This is a genomic window from Anatilimnocola aggregata, assembly GCF_007747655.1.
Classification (GTDB): Bacteria; Planctomycetota; Planctomycetia; order Pirellulales; family Pirellulaceae; genus Anatilimnocola; species Anatilimnocola aggregata.
Genome location: NZ_CP036274.1, coordinates 5,312,171 through 5,332,276 on the forward strand (window position 1 = coordinate 5,312,171; position 20,106 = coordinate 5,332,276).

The following is a 20,106-nucleotide window of genomic DNA, read 5'->3' on the forward strand; positions in this document are numbered from 1 at the left end:
GATCGCTAGGCCTTGTAGACGACCACCTGGCCGGACATGTCCGCCGCGGCGAGCCATTGCCGGTCGGCTGACAGACTGAAGGCGTGCCAGATGTCCTTGAATTGCCCGCCGCGCGGCTTGCCCACTTCGGCCAACTGTGTGCCGTCGGCCACATTCCAGACGCGGACCAGCGTGTCTCGTCCGCACGAGAATATGTAGCGACCGTCGGGCGAAAACCGGACGTCATGCACGCCCCCCGGCGCATGACCAGGGAATTCGCGAACCGGCTTGCCGCCCTCGCTTTCGATCAGAAAGAGTTTGCCGTTGCTGGTCTCGTTGCCTTGCGCCAATACCAGCAGTTGGCCGTCGGGCGAGAACGCCGCTCCGCCGATATACACTTTGTACTGCGCCGACAGATCGTGTTTGACTTCACCCTTCTCCACATCCCAGAGCTTCACCCCGCGATGATGATCGGCCGGCGTGAAGACGAGCGGGAAACGCTCTGCGACCAAGGCCAGGCCGGCATCGGGCGAAATCGCCAGTCCAAAAACCCACCCCTTAACCTTCCAGCGGCGCAGTTCATTGGCGGTAGCACGATCCCACACGATCACTTGCCCCGCGTCGTCGCCGCTGAGCAGCGTGTTGCCATCGGAACTCAAGCTGAGTCCGACGATCCACTCCTGATGGGCAGTTAATACTTGCTGCGCTGTTTGCGTTTCGACGGTCAAGCCGGGTGCCGGTGGCGGGGCTTTGTCTCCCAGTTTCTTCGCAGCCGCGGCCCGGTCTTTGGAATCGAGAATGATCTCCGCAGTGCCCGAGGCGGGTTCGTCCACATTCCAATAGCGAATGGTGTGATCGTAGCTGGACGAAATCAGTGTTTTGCCATCCGGAGTCGCCAGCAGTCGAGTGACCTCGTTGGTGTGGCCACCCAAGCAACGCACGGGAACCGGTGGTTCGCCTCCCGGAGCTTCTGGCAGATCCCAGACAAGGATTTGACCGCGACGATTTCCCGCGGCCAGTTTTCTGCCGCCGCCAATAAATGCAATAGCCGTAACCCAATCCGTTTGCCAGGGCAACGTCCAGGCGAGAGTCGCTTTGTCGAAGGTCGGTGTTTCGCTCATGGTTATACCAACACCTCTCGAATAACCTTCGAGTGATCCGGGGCAACAGGGATCGGTCGAGGACCGACAAAATGCTGGGTATCGGGTTTGATTCCGAGTGCGGTGTAGATCGTGGCGAACAGATCCCCTTCACTTACCGGGTTGTCTTGGACGCCGACGCCGTTCGGGTTCGTCGCCCCATAGACCGTTCCACCCCGCACGCAGCCCCCCGCGAGGACGATCGTCCAGCCGTTGATGTAATGATCGCGTCCAATGCGATTGTTCACCGACGGCGTGCGGCCGACTTCGCCCATCCAGATGACGAGGGTGTCATCCCATAAACCCCGTTCTTGCAAGTCGATCATCAAGCCGGCCCAGGCCGGATCGAGCACGCCCAGAGACGCCTTGTGAACGGTGAAGTTGTCGGCATGGCTGTCGTAGTTTTCCTGACCGATCTCAACGAACGGCACGCCGGCTTCGATCAGACGCCTGGCCATCAAGCAGCCTTTGCCGAATTCCGTGTCGCCATACAGTTCCTTGTACTTCGACCACTCCTCCGAACTATCGAAGACTCCCTTGGCCTTCAAGAGTCGCCAGGATTTCTCCTTGGCGAGCCGATGTGCTTCGAACGGATCAGCCTGATGGTTGGTGCGGAACTCCCCTTCCATGAAACGGAGCAATTCATTGCGGCGGACTTCGTTTTCCGGCTTCAAGTAGCTTTGCGTGAAACTGGGCAAACGACCGTCACTACTGACTCCGAAGGGCTGGTACTGCGGACCGAGGAAGCCCGCGCCGCCGTTGCCAGTTGAACCGGTGCGGATGAATGTCGGCAAATCGGAATCCGGGTTGCCATGGTACTTGGCGATCACCGCGCCCAATTCAGGATGATTGATGCTGGCCTCGAGTTTGTGGCCAATGTGCATCGAGCGGATGCCGTCTGGATGATCGGGCTGCGTCGTCTTCATCGACCGGATGATGGCCAGCTTATCGGCCTGCTGCGCGACTTTCGGTAAGTATTCACAGACTTCCAGGCCCGAAACTTTAGTCTTGATGGGGCGGAACGGGCCGCCGTTATCGGTGCCTGGCTTCATATCGAACGTGTCGATCTGGCTGGCGCCGCCGTTCATCCACAGCAGGATGCAACGCCTGGCCGTCCGCTTGAGTTCTGCGGCAATTGTCTGCGAGTGGAAAAGACTCCCGAAATTGCACAGCGCGGCGCCGCCAGCGGTGACGGCGGTCCCTTTCAGCAGCGCGCGGCGCGAGATGTGTTCCGCCGGCTTACAGAGTGGATTCGATTTCATGTTTATCTCGGTGAATGTCAAATCGGGTGGATCGTGACGGCGTTCTGCGGATCAATGATTGAAGCGAAACTCCGAAGTGTTCAGTAACACCCAAATGGCTTCTTCCACGGCGGGCGCTGAAGCTTTCTCGGCGGACAGATATTCGACGAACTTCTTCCGCTCCACCTCCAATGGTCGACGCGACAGGATCGCGAGGAACAAATGATCGACTCGTTCCTCCCAGGGAGCCGTCGAGTTGTTCAGGCTATCGGCGAGGTTCCCTTTTTTCATCTGGATCAGCGACTGTCGCAGCGTGCCACTGTTGTTAAAGAACAGGTGCTCGTTCAGGTTGGGCTGGAATTCTCCCCGGCCATTGAACGGCTCGCCGAACGACGAAAGAAAATAGTTTCGCTCCGGCAGCGCGGTCGTTTCTGGTTTGGCGCCGGCAGCGCGAACGGATTCGTCAAAGTTCGTCGCTTGCCTGATGGCGGCCATGATTTCTTCCGCAGTGAGCGGACGAACGCGCGCGCGTTCATACCATTTCGGCAGAGCGTCGGTTCCTGAGCCTGCCGACGACAGTTGATAAGCCTGCGTATGTACCAGTTCGCGAATCAGCCATTTCAGATCGTATTGGTGCGCTACCAGCTCTTTCTGCAGCGTTTGAAAAACCCCCGGCAAGCTGGCGACATGGCTCTCACGTAAATCGTCTACAGGATCGATGATTCCGCGCCCCAAGAACTGCGCCCAGACGCGATTGACGATGGCTTTCGTAAAGTACGGATTTTCGGGACGAGTCGCCCAATCGACAAACTTCTCGCGGCGCGAAAACAATGGCTTGGGTGGGTCCTTGACCCCTTTGAGATCGGGTTCCTTGAATCCTTCCGGCAGATGCGGCTCCTGCAAATCCTCGCCGCCCAGGAAACGCGGCGCGACCGGCTCCCCCTTCTGTCCTGGTGTTTGCTTGGCAGCGGGCCCGGTGAACAACACCTCTCCGCTGCTCTTCTCGGCGAGGATGTAATGTCGTTTGCCATCTTCTTTCGCGTCGATGAACGTCAATCGGGCAAAGAATCCGGCAACGCCGTAGAAATCGGTTTGTGTCCATTTGTCAAACGGGTGGTCGTGACAACGGGCACAGTGAATCTGAGTGCCGAGGAACAACCGGCTCACTGCTTCCGCGGCATCCTCCGGCCGCGAGCGAAACTGGGCGAAGAACATGGCTGGACCTTCATACGTCCCGCCTTGGGCCAGCAACAAGTCGCGAGCCCAGCGATCGTAGGGTTCGTTCGTCGCGAACTTCCCCTTCAGCCATTTTTGAAAACCTTCGCGCCGGCTCGTCAATTCCTGATCAGCAGGGCGGCGACCAAAGAACAGCAGGTCCCAGTGATTGGCCTGCTGTTCAGCAAAACGAGGATCGTCCAACAGCTTGTCGATCAACTTGCTCCGTTTGTCCGTCGCGGTGTCATCCAAGAACACGGCTGCTTCGTCGGCAGTCGGGATCACGCCGACCAAATCCAGATACACACGACGGAGAAACTCGGCATCAGTGGCGGGGTCGGCCGGTGTAAACTTCTCACGCATCCAAGCTGCGGAGATTTCGGAGTCGATTACCGTCCGCAGCAGCTTTTCCTGAGCTGCCAATTGCACGGCGCAAAGCGCCACAGCCATGATCGTAGGCAGGATTAGCCATCGAGTCGGCGCTTGAGTTATCATTGCGATGGCTACCTACTGCCTTCTTCTCAACGGGAATCCGGGGTTCATCGTAGCCGTCGAAATACCTTCGATCAACAAGCATTGATACGATTTGAGAGGTGCTGCTGATTGTCGAGTATCGGTGTGGCGTAGCGAACTGGCGGCCGTAGTCCTTCGCCAGGAATATGATTGGGCAGTGCTCGGCTAATTGTGGGCGTCAGTGCCTGGCGGGTCTCTCCGCCAGGTATTCGCGGACCGAAGCGGCGAGATTTGCGTCGACGGCGCGGTAACCTTCGGTGTTGCTGTTCTTGTAGTTCCAGATTGTCTCCAGGCACAGACTCACGGTGTGCGGATTGCCATTCATGCTGACCCAGTTGGCGCTGATCTGTCGCCAGATTCCGGGCATAGGACAGCTCGATGAAGCGATCCCGCAGACCGATCATGGGTTCCTTTAGAGAACTGTTTTCCAGAATGTAAAAGAAAGTGGGATCTCCCGGCGCCGGATTGTGCAGGTCGAGAAACACATCCATGCGACCTTCGTCAATCAGGCCGCCCACCATCTTTTGCGCGGCCTGGACCTCGTTCCAATGAGGCTGCGGCGACCAGTCGCGATTGTGATCCTGCGGCTGGGCGTCTTTGCCGCCATTGCCCGTCGCGGTGTTGTCCACATCCATGATCGGCACCAGGAAAATCTCCGCGTGCTGCCTGAGCCAAGCCGCGTCTGCATCGTCGCTCAGCAACCACTCGCCGAAGCCTTGTGCCACCCAACTCGATCCGCTCTCCCAGGCGTGTTGCCGCGCCTGTACCCAGACGCCGAAGCGCTGCTCCTTCTTTCGCTCCCCCTCCTGCACATGCAGCAGGGGGACGCTACGACCCTCGCGTGAACGGCACAACTCCTTGGCGGTGGCATGCGGCGACTTCTCGCTCATCGCTCGTACAAAGGCCGTTGCAGCACTCGGAGTGTAGGGCGGTCCCCAGGCGACAAAAAACGACGTTGTCTCCGGCTTGAGCGTGTAAATCATGAATTCGTCCTGGCGCGTGCCTTTCTCCGTGCGGAGCCACGTCTTGCCATCGTGCGAATACGTGGCCTGCTCCGGCATCGCCCAGGAAGAAGCAAGTGGCTTGGCCAATGGCCCACCGGCCGTTGTCGCTTTCGTTCCCTGCAATTGGAGCGAGATCGTCTCGCCCGGTGTGATTCCCTTCACGCGAAAGTACCACCAGCACGGCCAGCCCCGCGTCGGATCGCCGCCCGGCCGGAAGCTGATGCTCCGCGCCGTATTGTCGATTTTGACCTCAATGACTGAAGCTCCCTCGAAGTCAGACTCCACTGTCAACTCATTCGCCCCCAAGGCGATGCGGCAAAAGAAGAACACTGAGAAAGCGACCGCAAGAACGGGGCGATTTCTAGGAATCCGAATACATCCGCGGTTCATGGGGGCTTTCTTACACTCGCAGTCGTGTCGTGCAATGCGATTGAGGTAATTAGTCGAATAGGTCCGCGATGGGGGCGCCGCTTCCATTCGCTGCGGCCGACTTGGCGAATGGGCCGAATTGCAGCGTCGCACGGCAGCGTGGGTCCGGACGCATTAAGGTTCGGTCAACTTCGTAATCGGTGTCAGTTCCAGCTTGCAAAACTCGACTTCGGAGCCTTCCGCTTGCAGGGCAATTTGTCCTTTCGTCGCAGTGCATTTGGTTCCGTGATTCACGAGATCACCGTTGACCCACACCTTGACGGCATCCTGAACGCATTCGATGACCATCGTGTTCCACTCGCCGGGCTTCTTTTCTGAATCGTCCGTCAGGTTCAAAATCCGTCGGGCCTTTCCCTCGGTGACACCCCAGGTCTCCTGCGGGCCGCGGCGATTGACCATGTCGGGCACGGTGATGTCTTCGACGATGCACCAGAAATCGCCAGCGTGACCGGAATTCATCTGAACCTCAATCGACTTCGGGAACATCTTGTAAAGCGCCCGGGGCGTGGAGGCATGAACCAGCACGCCGCAATTGCCGGGTTTGGCCGCGAAACGGTACTCGACTGCCAGCCGATAGTTCTCGTATTTCTCCTTAGTGATGAGGTGGCCAGCCGGTTGGCCCAGACTGACCAGCAGCCCGTCGCGGACGATAAAGGTCGCTTTGGCGTCCGGGTTCTTATCCAGTTCCGGAACATCGACCTGCCAGCCGGTCAGATCCTTGCCATTGAACAGGCCAACTGTTTTTCTGACGGTTGCAGACGTAGGCGGCGTTTTCGTCACGGCCGGCGGGTCTGCCGGAAGCCCGCTACTGCTGCAGCAGAACACGAAGAAAATCACACAACTGCGAATTCGCTTTGGCATGGATGGCTTCCTGGTTCGTCTGGCGGTTCCCAATGTTGGGCTTGAGAGCATGATAGGTGGGAAGCTCACCCGTCGAAATCCCTGGCGGCACCGGTATTCGTGTGGCCACCGCATGAGCCAAGTTGGGTTGCTCGAAGGTGGCAGCCGTGTACCACTCATCGCCAACTGGCCCGGTACCACGCCAGCGGGAGTCGTGCGAAAGGAACTGGTGGATTTCAGCGACGTTCACCCAACATTCGTGGCGTTTGCCGGTGCAAAACCGGCCGCGGACCGCAAGCTCGATGGGCAAAGTTTTGCTCCGCAGTTGCTGGGCGAAAAGGGTGAGCCGCGCGAATGGGTGTATGTGCAACTCGACGATCGTCGCAACGTCCGCAGCGATCGTTGGAAGCTGACCAGCAACGATGAGTTTTTCGATATGAAAGAAGCTCCTCACCGGCAGATCCCCGTCACAACAGACACCACCGACGCTGACGCGCTCGCGGCACGAGCCAAGCTCCACGCCGCTCTCGTTCGGCTGAAAGCGGAAGACGCGGGCGATCCACCAACGAAAAGGAAAAAGGGTAAGAAAGGCTAAGCCGCCGGGACAACCACTGATTGAAACCATTTCTGCCTTGGCCTTCTCACCGGATGGCTCCGAATTGGCCGTCGGCGCTGTGCGAGGTAAAGTGGTGCTTTATCAAATGCCCGTCGGCGATCCAGTGCCGAATCCACTGAAGTCGTTGCCCCCTTTTTCATTGAATGGTGAATCGCCATGCCTGGCCGAACGAATTACTTGGCTATGTTTCTGCTCATCGCGGCCTGTTCAGCGCCTGCGTATGCTGCCGAGCGGCCCAACATCGTGATTGTGATGGCCGACGACATGGGCTGGCGCGATACCAGCTACGCGGGCAGTCCACACGCGAAAACGCCTCACCTGGATGCGATGGCCGCAGCGGGACTACGGTTCGACTACTTCTATCCCGGCGGCCAGATGTGTTCGCCGGGTCGCTTCGCCACGATGACCGGCCGCACCCCAATTCGCACTGGTTTGCATCATTTGGGCTCGATCCGCCCTCAGGAGTTCACACTGCCTCAAGCGCTGAAGACGGTCGGCTACAAAACCGCGCAATTCGGCAAATGGCATTTGGGAGGAAACCAAACCAGCCCGGTGAAGATGGGGTTTGATGAAGCGACTTGGGCAATCAACTACTTCGATCTCGGCGCGAAACTGCAGATCGGCGATACGAAGGAATTCGTCACGCTCGAAGGCGACACGTCCGTCGCCACGATGGACCTAGCACTGAAGTACATTCGGAAACACGCTGCAGAGGAGGAACCATTTTTCACTTACGTCTGTTTTGGTTCGCCGCACAGCCCGCACCAAGCCAGCGAAGAATTCAAGGCGATCTACAAAGATCTACCCGCCAAGCAACAGGATTTCTATGGCGAGATTTCCGGGCTCGATGCGGCCGTTGGCAACTTGCGGGCGGAACTGCAGAAACTGAAGATCGCCGACAACACCCTCGTTTGGTTCACGAGCGACAACGGCGGCATTACTCCTCAGTCGCAAGACCCTGCAGGCAAGGGAAAGATGAACGTCGGTGTGCGGACGGTTTCGGTCCTCGAATGGCCGGCGAAGATCAAGCAGCCCCGCATCACCGAAGTGCCCTGCGCCCATATGGACATCTATCCCACGCTCCTGGCGATCAACAACATCGAACGGCCGAATCAGCCGGTGCTGGATGGCCAAAGCCTGCTGCCATTGTTCGAGGGCAAATTGACCGCCCGCGACAAGCCGCTGGGCTTCTTACTTTGGAACGGTTCCGGGAATTTCGACAAGGTCGATTTTGAAACCGAAATTCAAGGAGTCTGGATCGACGGTAAGTACAAACTGATCGTGCCGCCGAGCAAAGTTGCTGAGACGGAACCTAAGGCGGGCAAGAAGAAAAATGGCAAGCGGGCGAATCAACCACAGGAAGTGCAACTGTTCGATATTTTCGCTGATCCTGCGCACAAGACGAACCTCGCCGACCAACATCCCGAAATCGTCACGCGCATGCGCGCTGCGCTCGTCGCCTGGCAGAAATCGGTGCGGTCGAGTTTTGATGGAAACGATTTCTCGAAGAAGTGAACCCCTTTACTCGCATGACGCCACAGCCCTTTCTGCCGAACACTCTTCGCGCCGCGAGTTGCTCCGCCATTCGGCGTCCGGCTCGTCGCTCGGCAATGTCAACAACCACAAGAGGTGAGCCTAACACCATGCGCCAGAACCTTTGTTTGATCTTTGTGGCCCTGATCGCGATTGGCAGCGGCGGTGCATCTGCTGAGACGAAGCGTCCCAACATCCTGCTGTTGCTGAGCGACGATCACAGCTATCCCTACTTGAGTACCTATGGCAGTCCGAATGTCAAAACGCCAGTGCTCGATCAACTGGCTGCGGAGGGGATGAAGTTCCATCGGTTTTTTACCGGCGCGCCGCAATGCGTTCCGTCGCGCGCGACCCTGATGACGGGTCGATCGGCAGTCGCCGCCCGCATGACACGGTTCTCGTCACCTTTACCTCGCGACGAAGTCACGCTGCCCGAGTTGCTGCGCGAGAAGGGTGGTTATTTTACGGGTGTCTGCGGCCGGAATTTTCATCTGGATGGTTCGGCGCGAACGGGCGCTGCAGTGGCGCAGGTTTTTGAAACGCATAACCTGAAGACATTCAAAGACCGGGTTGATTATCTGAACACGTGCAGCGATGCGGACGTGGCCGCCAAAGTCACCGAGTTTCTGGATCAGAAACCGGCGGACAAGCCGTTTTTCCTCTGGGCGAATTTCAGCGACCCACATCACGTTTGGAATGCCCCAGCCAGGTTCCGTCCCGATACGGCCACACTCGTACTGCCTACCCATTGGCCTGATTTGCCGGGACTTCGTGAGCAGCTGGCGGATTATTTCGCTGAGATCAACCGCTTGGACGAGACAGTCGCGGGAGTGCTCGACGTGCTGAAAACGCGTGGGCAGATGGACAACACGATCATTGTTTTCTGCGGCGACAATGGCGCCGCTCTGCCGCATGGCAAGGGCTCGCTGTATGACCCGGGCTCCAACGTCCCATTTTTCGTGCGCTGGCCTGGCGCGGTGAAAGCGGGCGGTGAATCTCGCGCTCTGATCAGTGCCGAAGACCTCGCCCCCACCTTGCTCGCCGCGGCGGGACTGGACCCCGGAATCAAAATGAGCGGCCGCAGTTTCTTGCCGCTGCTCAAAAGTGAAAGGTACGAACCGCGCAAGCATGTGTTCATCGAACGGGGCCCGCACGGCTCGGCTCCGGTAGCTGTCAACATGACAAATGCCGGTTATGACCTGGGCCGCGCGGTGCGCAGCGATCGTTACAAGTTCATCTACAACTGCACGCCGTGGCTTCCCTATTCGCCGGTCGACTCCGCCGGCGGCTCGGGTTGGAAGGAGATGCAAGCGGCCAACACCGCCGGGAAGTTGCCCGCTGGTTTACGAGCGACCTATTTCACTGTCCCTCGACCAGTCTACGAACTGTACGATTTGCAGGCCGATCCATCCGAGTTGCAAAACCTCAGCGGCAAACCGGAAGTCGCTGCCATCGAGCGAGAACTGCGAGAAGCGCTCGCGGAGAAAATGATTCTCGATTTCGATTACCTGCCACTCCCAGCCTTATTCGATGGCGACGACCAGCCTGCCAAGAAGGGCACGCGGCAACGCTCAGGGAAATAGTTCGAAATCTGCCGCCGAGCGACTCGGAACCACGTTTGATACCGATGTTCGCTTGTTTTCACCCCATACGAAGCCGGCCTCGTGTAGTTTCACTGCGCCAAGATCCGCCGCGCATCACTGGATCCCGTGATTCTCCGGTCCGCTCGTCAATTTGCCGATCATCGCACCACTCCCAGACGTTGCCGAGCATGTCATGCAATCCCCAGGCGTTCGCCGGCAACTGCGCCACGCCCGTCGCCCACGGCCGTCAATCTCATGTTTCGGGTTGGGAGTGTAAGTGTGGTTGAACCAGCAGAATTCCTTCTGCCGTTTGTCGTCATCGCCGAAGTAGCGGGTGGCGGCGCTGCCGGCCCGAGCGGCCCATTCCCACTGTGCCTCTGTCGGCAGTGAATAGCGGTACCCTAGCTTTCGCTCTTCTGGCTGATCGGAGAGCCACTTGCAGAATGCTTGAGCTTCGTCCCAAGACAATATGGCTGCTGGCCGATCATCCGCGTTGAACTCATCTGCGGCACCCTCAATCCGATGCTCGGCGGCGAAGCAGCGATACTGCCCAAGCGTGACTTCGGTAGCGACAATGTAGAACGGCTTACTGATCGTGACCCGATAAGTGCTGCCATTAGGTCCCATCGAAAAGTGGCCAGGTGGAATCAGCATCAGCTTTGCTCCGATGCTATTGGTCATCTCCACGGGCACGCCAGCAGCGGTCGCCCAGTCTTGCTGATGGTATTTAGCCTTAGCTGGCTCAAACGGCATCCGCGGCAGTAGGGGCTCAGCGGCTTGAAGTTCCGTGATTTGGAGCATTACAAAGACAATCAGAAGGCGAGACTTCCAAGTCATCGTGTCACCTGTTGGTCAGTTGCTTGATTCAGAATGGCTTCAGCAAAGAAGTCGATCAAGAGATTGTTCACGGCTTCTGGTGAGTCATTTTGGACCCAATGACTGGCGGTGGGAAGGCGCGCGATGCGCAGATCTGAAACCCAGCGATTGAGGCCGCGGGTCAGCTGATTGCTGAGATACAAGTCGCGCTCACCCCAGATCAAAAGAGTTGGCACGCTAATTATCTGCGGTGGTCCAAAGAGAGGCCGGGAATGCCAGAATGCCGCGCGATAGTAATTGAGCGCGGATGTGAGGGCCTCCGGTTGTCGAAGGGCTGCTTTGTAACGCTCGATGTCAGCAGCCGAAAACGCGGCTGGGCTGGCTTGCCGTTTGAAGGCTCGCTCAATCAGCCAGAAGTCGCCGGCTCGAATAATCCATTCGGCGAGCCACGGAATCTGAAAAAGCAGGATATACGAAGATCGGAGCCACTGCAGGGGATTGTTGCCTAAGACTCTTCGATACGCGGCCGGATGGGGTGCATTGAGCACGGCCAGCTTGCGGACCAAATCCGGACGAAGAGCGGCCAACCGCCAGGCCACCACGCCGCCCCAATCATGGCCGACGACGAACGCGCGGCCTCTTGCCTGCTGCTCGATCAGATTGGCAACATCGGCGACTAATTTGTCGAGCGCATACTCACTGAGCCCGTAGGGTTTGTCGGACAGGTTGTATCCGCGCATGTCTGGCGCGATGGCTCGTAACCCCGCTGCGGCGAGCGCCGGAATCTGCAAACGCCAGGAGTACCAAAACTCGGGAAAGCCGTGCAGCATAATTACTGCCGGACCTTGGCCAGCGGCTACGACGTGCAGCGACACTTCGCCGAGTTGTAGCTGCAAATGTTCCATGGTTAGGTAACCCCGGCTGCACAAGCTGCTATCCGTAGGAAAGAATGGTCGCAGCGTCACGCGGTCAGCTGCATCGTATATCCTGGCTTCGGCGGCAATGGTCCAAAAGCCGTGAGATTCAATGAGAATTCACAGTCGGCTCGTGAGTGCCGGTAACGGTCGCAATGAAACTGGGGCCTGCTGTGTTAAATCAACGGCATCACGATCAGGAACACTCGCTCGTCGACACCACGCGTATATCAGCGGGCAATAGACATTGACAAAACGCTCCCACGCACGTTCCTCTTTCAATTGAACAGCCGCAATCAAGCTTTTATTTGTTACGGCGGAATCATCGTCAGGTGAGTTAAGGTCCATTCAGTTGCTTCCATTTCTGAACGCGCTGCATGTCATAGAGCTACCCCAAAAGAGGTCTCGGTACCTGCGACATTCGCGTGAATCGTGAAAGTGCCTTCGGTTCCGAAGTTTGATCGTGCCAAATTTCGCAAGTTGTTTGCTCAAAGCATCTTGTGGCCGAAACGTCTTGCGAGCCTTAGCTTTGCAACTGCATTTGGTTTCACCGGCTTCGCTTTCTTTTGCGACTGGCATCGAGTGAAGAAGGTACATCTCTGTGAATTCACAGAGGACTCGATGCTAAGTGAACCGTGCTGCGGCGGAAGGTGAATCACATTTCCCAAATGTCTTCGCAGCTTTTTCTACCCGGCAAATCGCTCCCTGATTTCCGTTGTTCCACGGTTGCCGAAGCACTTTTCAATCAGTTCTAACTGAGCAAAACAATGCGTCGAAATTGGCGAGCAAGCGGTGTACAACGGATGTGCAACTCCCTGCCTTTATACGACTTTCGACAATACCATGCCCGCCATGATTTTCCACCCCTTGCTCGCTTTGATTGCCTCGGCCACGGATCGGGAATTGGCGAAGTACATCCAGTATCTCAAGGAAGAAAACAAGATTCTGCGGGCACGTATCCCTGGGCAAATCCACACTCGACAAGACGAGCGGCAAAGGCTGATAAAGTTCGGCAAAATGCTCGGCAAAGCCATCGAGGAGTTGATCACCATCGTGACCCCTTCCACCTTCTATCGCTGGCTCCACCAGGAAGAGAAGAAGGACGACAAAAAGAATCTCAAGGGTGGGCAACGCAAGCCGAGAGAAGTGCGGGAGCTAGTGTTAGAGATCGCCCGCACCACGGGCTTTGGCTACACCCGCATCATCGGTGAGTTGAGAAAACTGGGTATCAAGAAGATCAGCCGCCAGACGATTCGCAACATCTTGAAGGAAGAAGGGATCGAGCCGGGGCCTGACCGCACTTCGGACACCTGGAACAATTTCCTCGAACGCCACGGTGCAACTCTGTGGGGCTGCGACTTCTTTTCGGTGAAATCCGTCACGGCCCGTGGCATCGAAACGCTGTTTGTGCTGGTGTTTCTCTGCATCAAGTCACGGGAAGTGATCTTCTCGAAGTCCACCACGAACCCCAACTCTGCATGGGTCGTTGAACAGACGGAGACCTTCCTCGATCAAACCGTCAATCGTGACGAGAAGCCGTCGATTGTGCTGCACGATCTGGATACGAAATTCACCAAGGAGTTCACGGCCAAGCTCAAGGAAAAGGGAGTACGAACCAACCCTTTGCCAAAAACCAGCCCGAATCTGAACGGCAGATGTGAGCGATTCATTGGGACAATCAAATGGGAATGCCTCCGTAAGTTCATCATTTTCGGCAGACGGCATTTGGATTTTCTGGTGAGCGAGTTCTGCGAATACTACAACAAGTTCCGCTCCCACTCGGAACGAGACAACCTGCCGCCAATTCGGGAAGTGCCACCAGAAGTTGAGACGCTAACGATGGAACAACTGGAAGTGAAATCGTATGTGGGCGGATTGGTGAAGTCGTTTGAACGGAAGGCAGCGTGATCCACAAGCTGGCAGCGGACAAAACAAAGTCGGCAGGCTTCGCTGGTCCACCGGTGCCCACCATGGAACCGACTCCGCAGGTTTTTCAAAATAATTGATTAGCTTGGAACTTTGCAACTCGAATCAAATCGGCTCACTCAAGGCTCGGTTGGGTTCTTTCGAACCACCGGCAGTACATCGTGAAGACAACGGGATCAACCCTCTGCGACTCTCACCGATCGTGCCTTCCAAATCCAAGCCGATCAGCTTGCACTTGTCGCAGTCGTCCACAACAAACGAGCGAGTGGCCGCCGTTAGCCAAACGGCTAAACTGATGTTTTGCCTGACATGCAGCCACATTGGGTTTCCGCAATGTTCCGCACAATGCTCGCCGTGCTTCTGACTCTGTTGGCGTCATGCCCATTGTTCGCTCAAGACAAGAGCGTTAATCCCGGCATCAACAAAGCCTTCGATGCCCCCAACGTCCCTGAGTTCGTCGAACGATTTGAGATCGAGGGCCGGGATGTCTTCGACCACCGCAAGGAAGTCGTTGCTGCCTTGGGCATCAAAGAGGGGATGGCCGTGGCCGATGTCGGGGCCGGGACTGGTCTCTTCACCCGCATGTTTTCTCCGTTGGTTGGGGCCAAGGGGAAGGTCTATGCCGTGGACATCTCGGACGAGTTCGTTTCCTACGTTGAGAAGATTGCTCGTCAGCAAAAGTTGGAGAACATCGTCGGCGTCGTGTGCAAGCCGGACTCCGTTGAACTTCCGCCAAACTCGGTCGATCTCGTATTCATCTGCGACACGTACCATCACTTCGAGTTCCCGCACAAAACGATGCGCTCGATCCACAAGGCGCTCAAGCCCAATGGGCAGGTCGTACTAGTCGACTTTCATCGCATTCCTGGCAAGAGCAGCGAATGGGCCATCGGCCATGTGCGTGCGGGACAAGAAGTGTTCACCAAGGAGATCGTCGATGCCGGGTTTAAGCAGATCGAAGAGAAAAAAGACATGCTCAAGGAGTCGTACTTCGTGAGGTTTGAGAAGCAGGATGGCAAAGCCAAAGACGACGAACCACTGGTTCCCTTGCCCAAGGCGGCACCTGCGCCGCTTGACAATCCCACGACACCAGAGAAGGTTTCCTTGGGGAAGCAACTATTCTTCGACCATCGACTTTCGGGCGACAACACCATCAGTTGTGCGACCTGTCACTTGTTCGATAAAGCCTTCGGCGATGGGGTTGCCCTGGGGCAAGGAGTAGGCGGTAAGAAGTTATCCCGAAACACGCAGACCTGTTTGAACTGCGGCTTCTTTGACAACTTTTTCTGGGACGGTCGGGCAGCAACCCTCGAAGAACAGGCGCTTGGCCCCATTCTGTCGCCTGACGAAATGAATCAGGGCTTGAATCAGCTTGAAGAGGAACTGAATGCGATTCCGGCCTACGTCCGTCAATTCAAGAGTATTTTCGGCACGAAGCCTCATCGAGACGGAATCGCCAAAGCCCTTGCAGCGTATCAGCGAACGCTAGTCACTGAGCCATCGCCCTATGATCGTTACTTGAAAGGCGACAAACAGGCTTTGTCGTCTGACGCCATCCGTGGACTGGAGTTGTTCCAGGGCGAAGCAGGCTGCACCCAATGTCATCATGGCCCGCTGCTGAGTGATAGTAAGTTTTATCGCCTGGGAACGTCCTATCGGGATGAAGGTCGAGGCAAGATCACGGGCAAGAAAGAAGATCGCTATCGCTTCCGCACTCCGACGCTGAGAAACGTATCTGAAACAGCACCGTACATGCACGATGGCACGCTCAAGACGCTGAACGATGTTGTGGAGTTCTATTATCGGGGCATCCCCAAAACTGGCCCCGATGGTTTGCTTCCCGATACCGCCGCCCTCTCCGGGCAAAGTTTTTCGGAAATTCCCCTGCTGGTTGCTTTTCTCAATTCACTTACGGGTAAGTCGCCTATTGAGACACCACCAGTGTTGCCAGCGCTTCTCAAGGGCGAGCCTGAGACTTCAATCTCGCCCGCTGTAAGCGACAGCAATGGATTCTTGATTCATCGGATTGAATCGCCCTACCAAGCAGAGCAAACGAGCGTCAGGGTGCTGCTTCCAGATCGCCTCGAACAAGGTCGAAAATTGCGGGTTGTCTACGTGTTGCCGGTCGAAGCAGGCAACGGCAACCACTACGGCGATGGGCTGTTGGAGGTTAAGAAGCACGACCTGCACAACAAACTTCAGACGATCTTTGTCGCACCGACATTTTCCCGTGTCCCTTGGTACGCCGATCATCCAACCGATCTGAAGATTCGTCAGGAGACCTACTTTATCAACGTCGTGCTGCCGCTTATTGAGCAAACGTATCCGGCTCAAAAGTCTGTGGATGGGCGACTGTTAATTGGATTCAGCAAATCAGGCTGGGGAGCATGGAGCCTGCTGTTGCGGCACCCCAATCTCTTCGGTCGGGCCGCTGCCTGGGATGCCCCCATGATGATGGCCGATCTTGGGAAGTACGCCACGAAAGTGATTTTTGGCAATCAGGAGGCATTTGAGCCGTACCGTATTTCCGACCTTGTAGCGAAGAAAGCAAGCGCAATGGGAGAGGGTAAAAGGCTGTTGCTCACTGGATACGGCAGTTTTCGACAGGACCATCAGCGAGTTCATGCCTTGTTGGATGAGTTGAAAATCCCGCACGAGTATCGTGATGGCCCGCAACGCAAGCACGACTGGCATAGCGGGTGGGTTACGGAACTCGTCGAGTTATTGGTTAGCACGAACGGAGGCAAGAATTGAACTGGCTCGACTGGTACAACTCTCTCGCCAAGCCCTCGTGGACGCCCGCCCCGGCCACCATCGGCCTGATCTGGCAGATTCTCTACCCCGTTATCATCGTCACTTTCGGATTCGTGTTCGTGCAGGCGGCTCGGCGTAAAGTGCCGTGGCTCGTGGCGCTGCCGTTCGCCATCAACCTCGTCGCCAACTTGATCTTCACCCCGATCCAGTTCGGGATGCGGAATCTGTCGCTGGCTTCGGTGGACATCCTGGTCGTGTGGGTCACAATCATCTGGATGATGGTTGCCATCTGGCGGCACTACCGCTGGGTTGCCGTGGCCCAGGTCCCCTATTTCGTGTGGGTGTCACTGGCGACCGTGCTGCAACTGTCGATCACTGCGATGAATTGGGGGAAATGAAGCTCGCAACTCAGGGAAGTGAATAATTCCCGGCTATCGTCACGATGAGCAAACGCAATATCGGCAACTTGTACGATCCTCGTCAGGGCGATCAGGCGATCCGTATGGAAGGCCTGCGGCTCCCCTGCAAACCGACCGAGCCGCCACGCACGAACTACTTCTCGATTTACTTCATCGAATCTGGTTCCGGCTCGTTCTGGGCCGATGCTTCTAAGTTTTACTTCCATCCCAACTCACTGCTATTCTTTGTTCCCTACCAGCACATCCGATTCGCACCGACTCGTTCAGTTCACGGAGAACTCATCCAGTTTCATGCGAACTTTCTCTGCGTGGAGACGTTTCACGCCGAGGTTGGCTGTAGCGGCATTCTGTTTAACGATCCCTACGGCGATCCCGTCGTCACCCTGGACGAACATGCGAGGTCGGAAGTCTTGGGTCTGGTCGAACGCATTCGGAACGAACAAGGCAGGGAAGAGCTTGCCTTTGGCGAGGTCATGCTCGCCTATCTGAAAGTGCTGCTGATCCTCGCCACTCGTCTTAAGACGCCGCAGGCGGCAGCCTGTGGACCAGGGCTGGCAGACTTGCGACATCCCGTTCTCGCTCAGCTTCGTGACCTTATCGAAGCGAACTACCAAACCCTGCATTCACCCGCCGACTACGCCAAGCGACTGCACGTCACCCCCAAGACTCTCGGCAGGATTGTGCGGGATCATCTTGGGACCACGCCTAGTGATCTGATTCGTAATCGCATTCTCATTCACGCCAAATGGCAACTGCTCCACACGTTGAAGTCCGTGAAAGAGATTTCACGAGAGGTTGGCTTTTCCGACGAACTCTATTTCAGTCGCTTGTTCAAGAAGGCCACCGGCTACTCTCCGACCTTCTTCCGTGACTTCGAGACGGAAATTCGAGGCGGGAGCAATCTGTCCATGCTTTCGTCCCATGCGCCCATTCTGCGTTCTGGTGGGGCATCCGATAGTTGAAGTAGGGCGGTGAGAGAATCGAAGCTCGCCGTTTCTGACTCTAAACGGAGAAGCAAAATGAGCGTGCTGAAACTGTTTGAACTGGCGTCTCGAATGGACAAAGTGGGCATAACTCTGACCAGAGTTGGACTCATCGTCGTGTTGCTTTGGATCGGAGGTCTGAAGGCGTTTCGGTACGAAGCGGACGGCATCGTGCCGTTCGTCGCCAACAGTCCGACTATGAGCTTTTTCTATGCCGATCCTAGCAACTACAAAGCCCACAAGAACCCCGAAGGGGCACTCGTGCCAGAGAACCGCTCCTGGCACGAGTCGAACAGAACTTACGAGTTTGCCTACGGGCTGGGGACCATGATCGTCCTGTACGGACTGCTGCTCTGCCTGCATCCGTGGCTTCCCCAGGCGGCGGCAGTCGGCAGCTTCCTGGTCTTCGTGATGTCGTTCGTCACGCTGTCGTTTCTCATCACGACGCCCGAATGTTGGGTTCCACCTCTTGGCGATGCGCAGCACGGATTTCCGTATCTGAGCGGGGCCGGAAGGCTCGTCATCAAGGACGCCATTATGATGGGTGCAGCCTTGGTGACGATGGCTGATTCAGCCAGGGCGTACCTGCTACAACGAGCGGCGTCCGACTCGCAGACATTCGATGTGAGGGAGGAGCAGCTACTCTCAACCAGCATGTGAGTGCCGAGTTGACCACTGTATGGATGATCGTTGCCGTCTGGCCGCACTTCCGCTGGGTGGCGCTGGCACAAGTACCGTATCTGATCTGGGTGGCGACGGCGACCGTGTTGCAACTGTCGATCACGGCGATGAATTGGGGCATTGAACAAGATGCGTCTCGGCCTGTGATGTCCTCGACTTGAGGAGTACAATGCGGCGTTGGCTAAAGAGTAAGCCGACGTGGTGGACTACCCTGGGGGTGCTCCACCACGTCGGCTTTTTTTATCGTCGGTGCCCAACACAACAGGGAGAATGCCGGTGATAGACACAAACATCTTGTTGGTTGACGACGACACGGACACCTGCGATTCGATGTCGGACGTGTTCTTAGACCTCGGCTACACGGTGGATACGGCCCACGACGGTGCAAGTGCCGTGGAATTATCCGGGGGCCACCACTACCTCTTGGCTTTTCTCGATTACAACATGCCCGGCATGGACGGCCTGGAACTCTGCCGACGCTTGAAGATCATGCAGCCGAACATCGTGGTTGCACTCATAACTGGCTTCACTTCCATCACCACAACGGGTGAAGCAGCCGAGGCGGGAATTAGGTGTTCCTTTCTGAAGCCGGTGGATTTCTCACTGCTGATACCGCTTGTGGAAAAGATTGTCGGAAACTTTGTTTCTCGGCGTTCGAGCGAAGGTGCGAATACCTGTTAATCCGCTGACTGCACTGGTAGTCATCGCCGAAGAAGCGAGGCGAATGGCGCTCCACCAACTGGCCCGGCCCAAACCTCGACCGGCTCAATAAAAGCCATTCTGGACATTGACATCCACATTAACCGTTCGCTACATTCCAAAATTGGATATCGTAGTCCACTTTTAAGCTCTCGCTCGTTTTGGAAAGGAAATCAACATGGGTCGAACGTCGTCAATTCTCGTTTGTGGGCTGTTGGCAGCCTTAGTTGTGACCGGACTCCTGTTTTCGGCTGAGCAAGCGCCGCCGAAGAACGAGAACGAGCCATCGGCAGCGGCTACGGAGCGGACCCGGAAGACGGTACGGATGCTGGACGACGTGTACAAAACCGCCGTCGTGCTAATCACGGATAAATATGTCAATGACGAAAATGATTTCCCCGCAGGCAGCGCAGCAATTGCTCTATTCAGTGCGGTCGAGAAAAAAGGCTGGCACGGAGTTCGACTGCTGGACGTAACAGGAAAACCTTACGACGACAAGAATGTCGCCAAGGATGAATTCGAGAAACAAGGGGTGCGTCAGTTAAAGGACGGGAAGGACTATTACGAACAGATCATCGAAAAAGATGGAAAACCGTACCTGCGTGCGATGACGCCTGTTCCTGTGGTCATGCAGAAGTGCGTCATGTGCCATCCTCACTACGGGGACGCCAAAAAGGGTGCAGCCATTGGAGCGATCAGCTACACACTGCCCATTGAATGAGGTCGGTAGGAATTGCAGAAGCGGGAGTGATCCATACGGATCGCTCCCGCTAAACGATGATTGTCCTTCAGATTGCCCCTGCGAAGAGCGAGTAAGTGGAC

At 56.5% G+C, this 20,106-nt stretch carries 18 protein-coding genes and 1 pseudogene; 11 read left to right on the forward strand and 8 right to left on the reverse strand.

What is annotated here, in order from left to right:
• Window positions 1-5: 5 nt before the first annotated feature.
• The 5 genes from ETAA8_RS19830 to ETAA8_RS19850 form a co-directional block, all read right to left on the reverse strand.
• Window positions 6-1,100 carry a WD40 repeat domain-containing protein gene (locus tag ETAA8_RS19830; RefSeq protein WP_145092260.1) on the reverse strand — a complete coding sequence of 365 codons (1,095 nt, stop codon included), beginning with the start codon at window positions 1,098-1,100 and terminating at the stop codon, window positions 6-8.
• A 2-nt stretch (window positions 1,101-1,102) separates the two neighbouring features.
• Window positions 1,103-2,380 carry a DUF1501 domain-containing protein gene (locus ETAA8_RS19835; protein WP_202921113.1) on the reverse strand — a complete coding sequence of 426 codons (1,278 nt, stop codon included), beginning with the start codon at window positions 2,378-2,380 and terminating at the stop codon, window positions 1,103-1,105.
• Window positions 2,381-2,431: 51 nt separating this feature from the next.
• Window positions 2,432-4,069, reverse strand: a complete 1,638-nt coding sequence (locus tag ETAA8_RS19840) for a DUF1549 domain-containing protein (protein ID WP_145092263.1) — start codon at window positions 4,067-4,069, stop codon at window positions 2,432-2,434.
• Between the two features lie 71 nt (window positions 4,070-4,140).
• Window positions 4,141-5,376 (reverse strand): M14-type cytosolic carboxypeptidase, encoded by a 1,236-nt coding sequence (locus ETAA8_RS19845; protein WP_202921115.1) that lies wholly within the window; start codon window positions 5,374-5,376, stop codon window positions 4,141-4,143.
• Between the two features lie 258 nt (window positions 5,377-5,634).
• Complete coding sequence (locus tag ETAA8_RS19850; RefSeq protein WP_145092266.1) at window positions 5,635-6,381, reverse strand: 3-keto-disaccharide hydrolase; 747 nt, start codon at window positions 6,379-6,381, stop codon at window positions 5,635-5,637.
• A gap of 112 nt (window positions 6,382-6,493) precedes the next feature.
• Between ETAA8_RS19850 and ETAA8_RS19855 the strand changes: the two genes are divergently transcribed.
• The 3 genes from ETAA8_RS19855 (at window position 6,494) to ETAA8_RS19865 (ending at window position 10,092) form a co-directional block, all read left to right on the forward strand.
• A complete protein-coding gene (locus ETAA8_RS19855; protein ID WP_145092269.1) occupies window positions 6,494-6,955 on the forward strand; it encodes a sulfatase/phosphatase domain-containing protein in 462 nt (153 codons plus the stop codon).
• Between the two features lie 177 nt (window positions 6,956-7,132).
• Window positions 7,133-8,491, forward strand: coding sequence for a sulfatase family protein (locus ETAA8_RS19860; RefSeq protein WP_145092272.1), 1,359 nt, complete (start codon window positions 7,133-7,135; stop codon window positions 8,489-8,491).
• Window positions 8,492-8,619: 128 nt separating this feature from the next.
• Window positions 8,620-10,092, forward strand: a complete 1,473-nt coding sequence (locus ETAA8_RS19865; RefSeq protein WP_145092275.1) for a sulfatase family protein — start codon at window positions 8,620-8,622, stop codon at window positions 10,090-10,092.
• 58 nt (window positions 10,093-10,150) lie between these two features.
• Here the strand turns inward: ETAA8_RS19865 and ETAA8_RS35950 are convergent, their stop codons facing one another.
• The 3 genes and pseudogenes from ETAA8_RS35950 to ETAA8_RS19880 form a co-directional block, all read right to left on the reverse strand.
• Window positions 10,151-10,282: an SUMF1/EgtB/PvdO family nonheme iron enzyme gene (locus ETAA8_RS35950; RefSeq protein WP_145092278.1), complete on the reverse strand. Its 132-nt coding sequence runs from the start codon at window positions 10,280-10,282 to the stop codon at window positions 10,151-10,153.
• Window positions 10,283-10,377: 95 nt separating this feature from the next.
• A pseudogene (locus ETAA8_RS19875) lies at window positions 10,378-10,929 on the reverse strand (formylglycine-generating enzyme family protein); the annotation flags it as partial.
• Complete coding sequence (locus tag ETAA8_RS19880; RefSeq protein ID WP_145092284.1) at window positions 10,926-11,813, reverse strand: alpha/beta fold hydrolase; 888 nt, start codon at window positions 11,811-11,813, stop codon at window positions 10,926-10,928. The gene ETAA8_RS19880 and the pseudogene ETAA8_RS19875, both read right to left, overlap by 4 nt.
• 852 nt (window positions 11,814-12,665) lie before the next feature.
• Between ETAA8_RS19880 and ETAA8_RS19885 the strand changes: the two genes are divergently transcribed.
• From ETAA8_RS19885 to ETAA8_RS19920, 8 genes are all read left to right on the forward strand, one after another.
• The gene (locus tag ETAA8_RS19885) at window positions 12,666-13,730 is read left to right on the forward strand and encodes an integrase core domain-containing protein (RefSeq protein WP_145092286.1); all 1,065 of its coding nucleotides are present in this window, start codon (window positions 12,666-12,668) and stop codon (window positions 13,728-13,730) included.
• A gap of 363 nt (window positions 13,731-14,093) precedes the next feature.
• Window positions 14,094-16,502: a cytochrome c peroxidase gene (locus tag ETAA8_RS19890; RefSeq protein ID WP_202921116.1), complete on the forward strand. Its 2,409-nt coding sequence runs from the start codon at window positions 14,094-14,096 to the stop codon at window positions 16,500-16,502.
• Window positions 16,499-16,900 (forward strand): TspO/MBR family protein, encoded by a 402-nt coding sequence (locus ETAA8_RS19895; protein WP_145092292.1) that lies wholly within the window; start codon window positions 16,499-16,501, stop codon window positions 16,898-16,900. Before ETAA8_RS19890 ends, ETAA8_RS19895 begins: the two co-directional genes overlap by 4 nt.
• A gap of 44 nt (window positions 16,901-16,944) precedes the next feature.
• On the forward strand, window positions 16,945-17,883 hold the full coding sequence (locus tag ETAA8_RS19900; RefSeq protein ID WP_145092294.1) for a helix-turn-helix domain-containing protein: 939 nt from the start codon (window positions 16,945-16,947) through the stop codon (window positions 17,881-17,883).
• A 57-nt stretch (window positions 17,884-17,940) separates the two neighbouring features.
• Complete coding sequence (locus ETAA8_RS19905) at window positions 17,941-18,564, forward strand: DUF417 family protein (protein WP_145092297.1); 624 nt, start codon at window positions 17,941-17,943, stop codon at window positions 18,562-18,564.
• A gap of 23 nt (window positions 18,565-18,587) precedes the next feature.
• Window positions 18,588-18,746, forward strand: coding sequence for a TspO/MBR family protein (locus tag ETAA8_RS35645; protein ID WP_145100755.1), 159 nt, complete (start codon window positions 18,588-18,590; stop codon window positions 18,744-18,746).
• 115 nt (window positions 18,747-18,861) lie between these two features.
• Window positions 18,862-19,266 (forward strand): response regulator, encoded by a 405-nt coding sequence (locus tag ETAA8_RS19915; RefSeq protein ID WP_202921117.1) that lies wholly within the window; start codon window positions 18,862-18,864, stop codon window positions 19,264-19,266.
• Between the two features lie 196 nt (window positions 19,267-19,462).
• Window positions 19,463-20,005 carry a c-type heme family protein gene (locus ETAA8_RS19920; RefSeq protein ID WP_145092303.1) on the forward strand — a complete coding sequence of 181 codons (543 nt, stop codon included), beginning with the start codon at window positions 19,463-19,465 and terminating at the stop codon, window positions 20,003-20,005.
• Window positions 20,006-20,106 lie beyond the last annotated feature (101 nt).

What these genes read in the sequence shown, in the direction of transcription:
- ETAA8_RS19890 (WP_202921116.1), top strand. Translation starts at nt 14,094, where the DNA reads ATGCTCGCCGTGCTTCTGACTCTGTTGGCGTCATGCCCATTGTTCGCT.
- ETAA8_RS19900 (WP_145092294.1), top strand. Translation starts at nt 16,945, where the DNA reads ATGAGCAAACGCAATATCGGCAACTTGTACGATCCTCGTCAGGGCGAT.
- ETAA8_RS19880 (WP_145092284.1), bottom strand. Translation starts at nt 11,813, where the DNA reads ATGGAACATTTGCAGCTACAACTCGGCGAAGTGTCGCTGCACGTCGTA.
- ETAA8_RS19855 (WP_145092269.1), top strand. Translation starts at nt 6,494, where the DNA reads ATGAGCCAAGTTGGGTTGCTCGAAGGTGGCAGCCGTGTACCACTCATC.
- ETAA8_RS19850 (WP_145092266.1), bottom strand. Translation starts at nt 6,381, where the DNA reads ATGCCAAAGCGAATTCGCAGTTGTGTGATTTTCTTCGTGTTCTGCTGC.
- ETAA8_RS19840 (WP_145092263.1), bottom strand. Translation starts at nt 4,069, where the DNA reads ATGATAACTCAAGCGCCGACTCGATGGCTAATCCTGCCTACGATCATG.
- ETAA8_RS35950 (WP_145092278.1), bottom strand. Translation starts at nt 10,282, where the DNA reads ATGCTCGGCAACGTCTGGGAGTGGTGCGATGATCGGCAAATTGACGAG.
- ETAA8_RS35645 (WP_145100755.1), top strand. Translation starts at nt 18,588, where the DNA reads ATGATCGTTGCCGTCTGGCCGCACTTCCGCTGGGTGGCGCTGGCACAA.
- ETAA8_RS19860 (WP_145092272.1), top strand. Translation starts at nt 7,133, where the DNA reads ATGCCTGGCCGAACGAATTACTTGGCTATGTTTCTGCTCATCGCGGCC.
- ETAA8_RS19865 (WP_145092275.1), top strand. Translation starts at nt 8,620, where the DNA reads ATGCGCCAGAACCTTTGTTTGATCTTTGTGGCCCTGATCGCGATTGGC.
- ETAA8_RS19885 (WP_145092286.1), top strand. Translation starts at nt 12,666, where the DNA reads ATGCCCGCCATGATTTTCCACCCCTTGCTCGCTTTGATTGCCTCGGCC.
- ETAA8_RS19830 (WP_145092260.1), bottom strand. Translation starts at nt 1,100, where the DNA reads ATGAGCGAAACACCGACCTTCGACAAAGCGACTCTCGCCTGGACGTTG.
- ETAA8_RS19835 (WP_202921113.1), bottom strand. Translation starts at nt 2,380, where the DNA reads ATGAAATCGAATCCACTCTGTAAGCCGGCGGAACACATCTCGCGCCGC.
- ETAA8_RS19920 (WP_145092303.1), top strand. Translation starts at nt 19,463, where the DNA reads ATGGGTCGAACGTCGTCAATTCTCGTTTGTGGGCTGTTGGCAGCCTTA.
- ETAA8_RS19905 (WP_145092297.1), top strand. Translation starts at nt 17,941, where the DNA reads ATGAGCGTGCTGAAACTGTTTGAACTGGCGTCTCGAATGGACAAAGTG.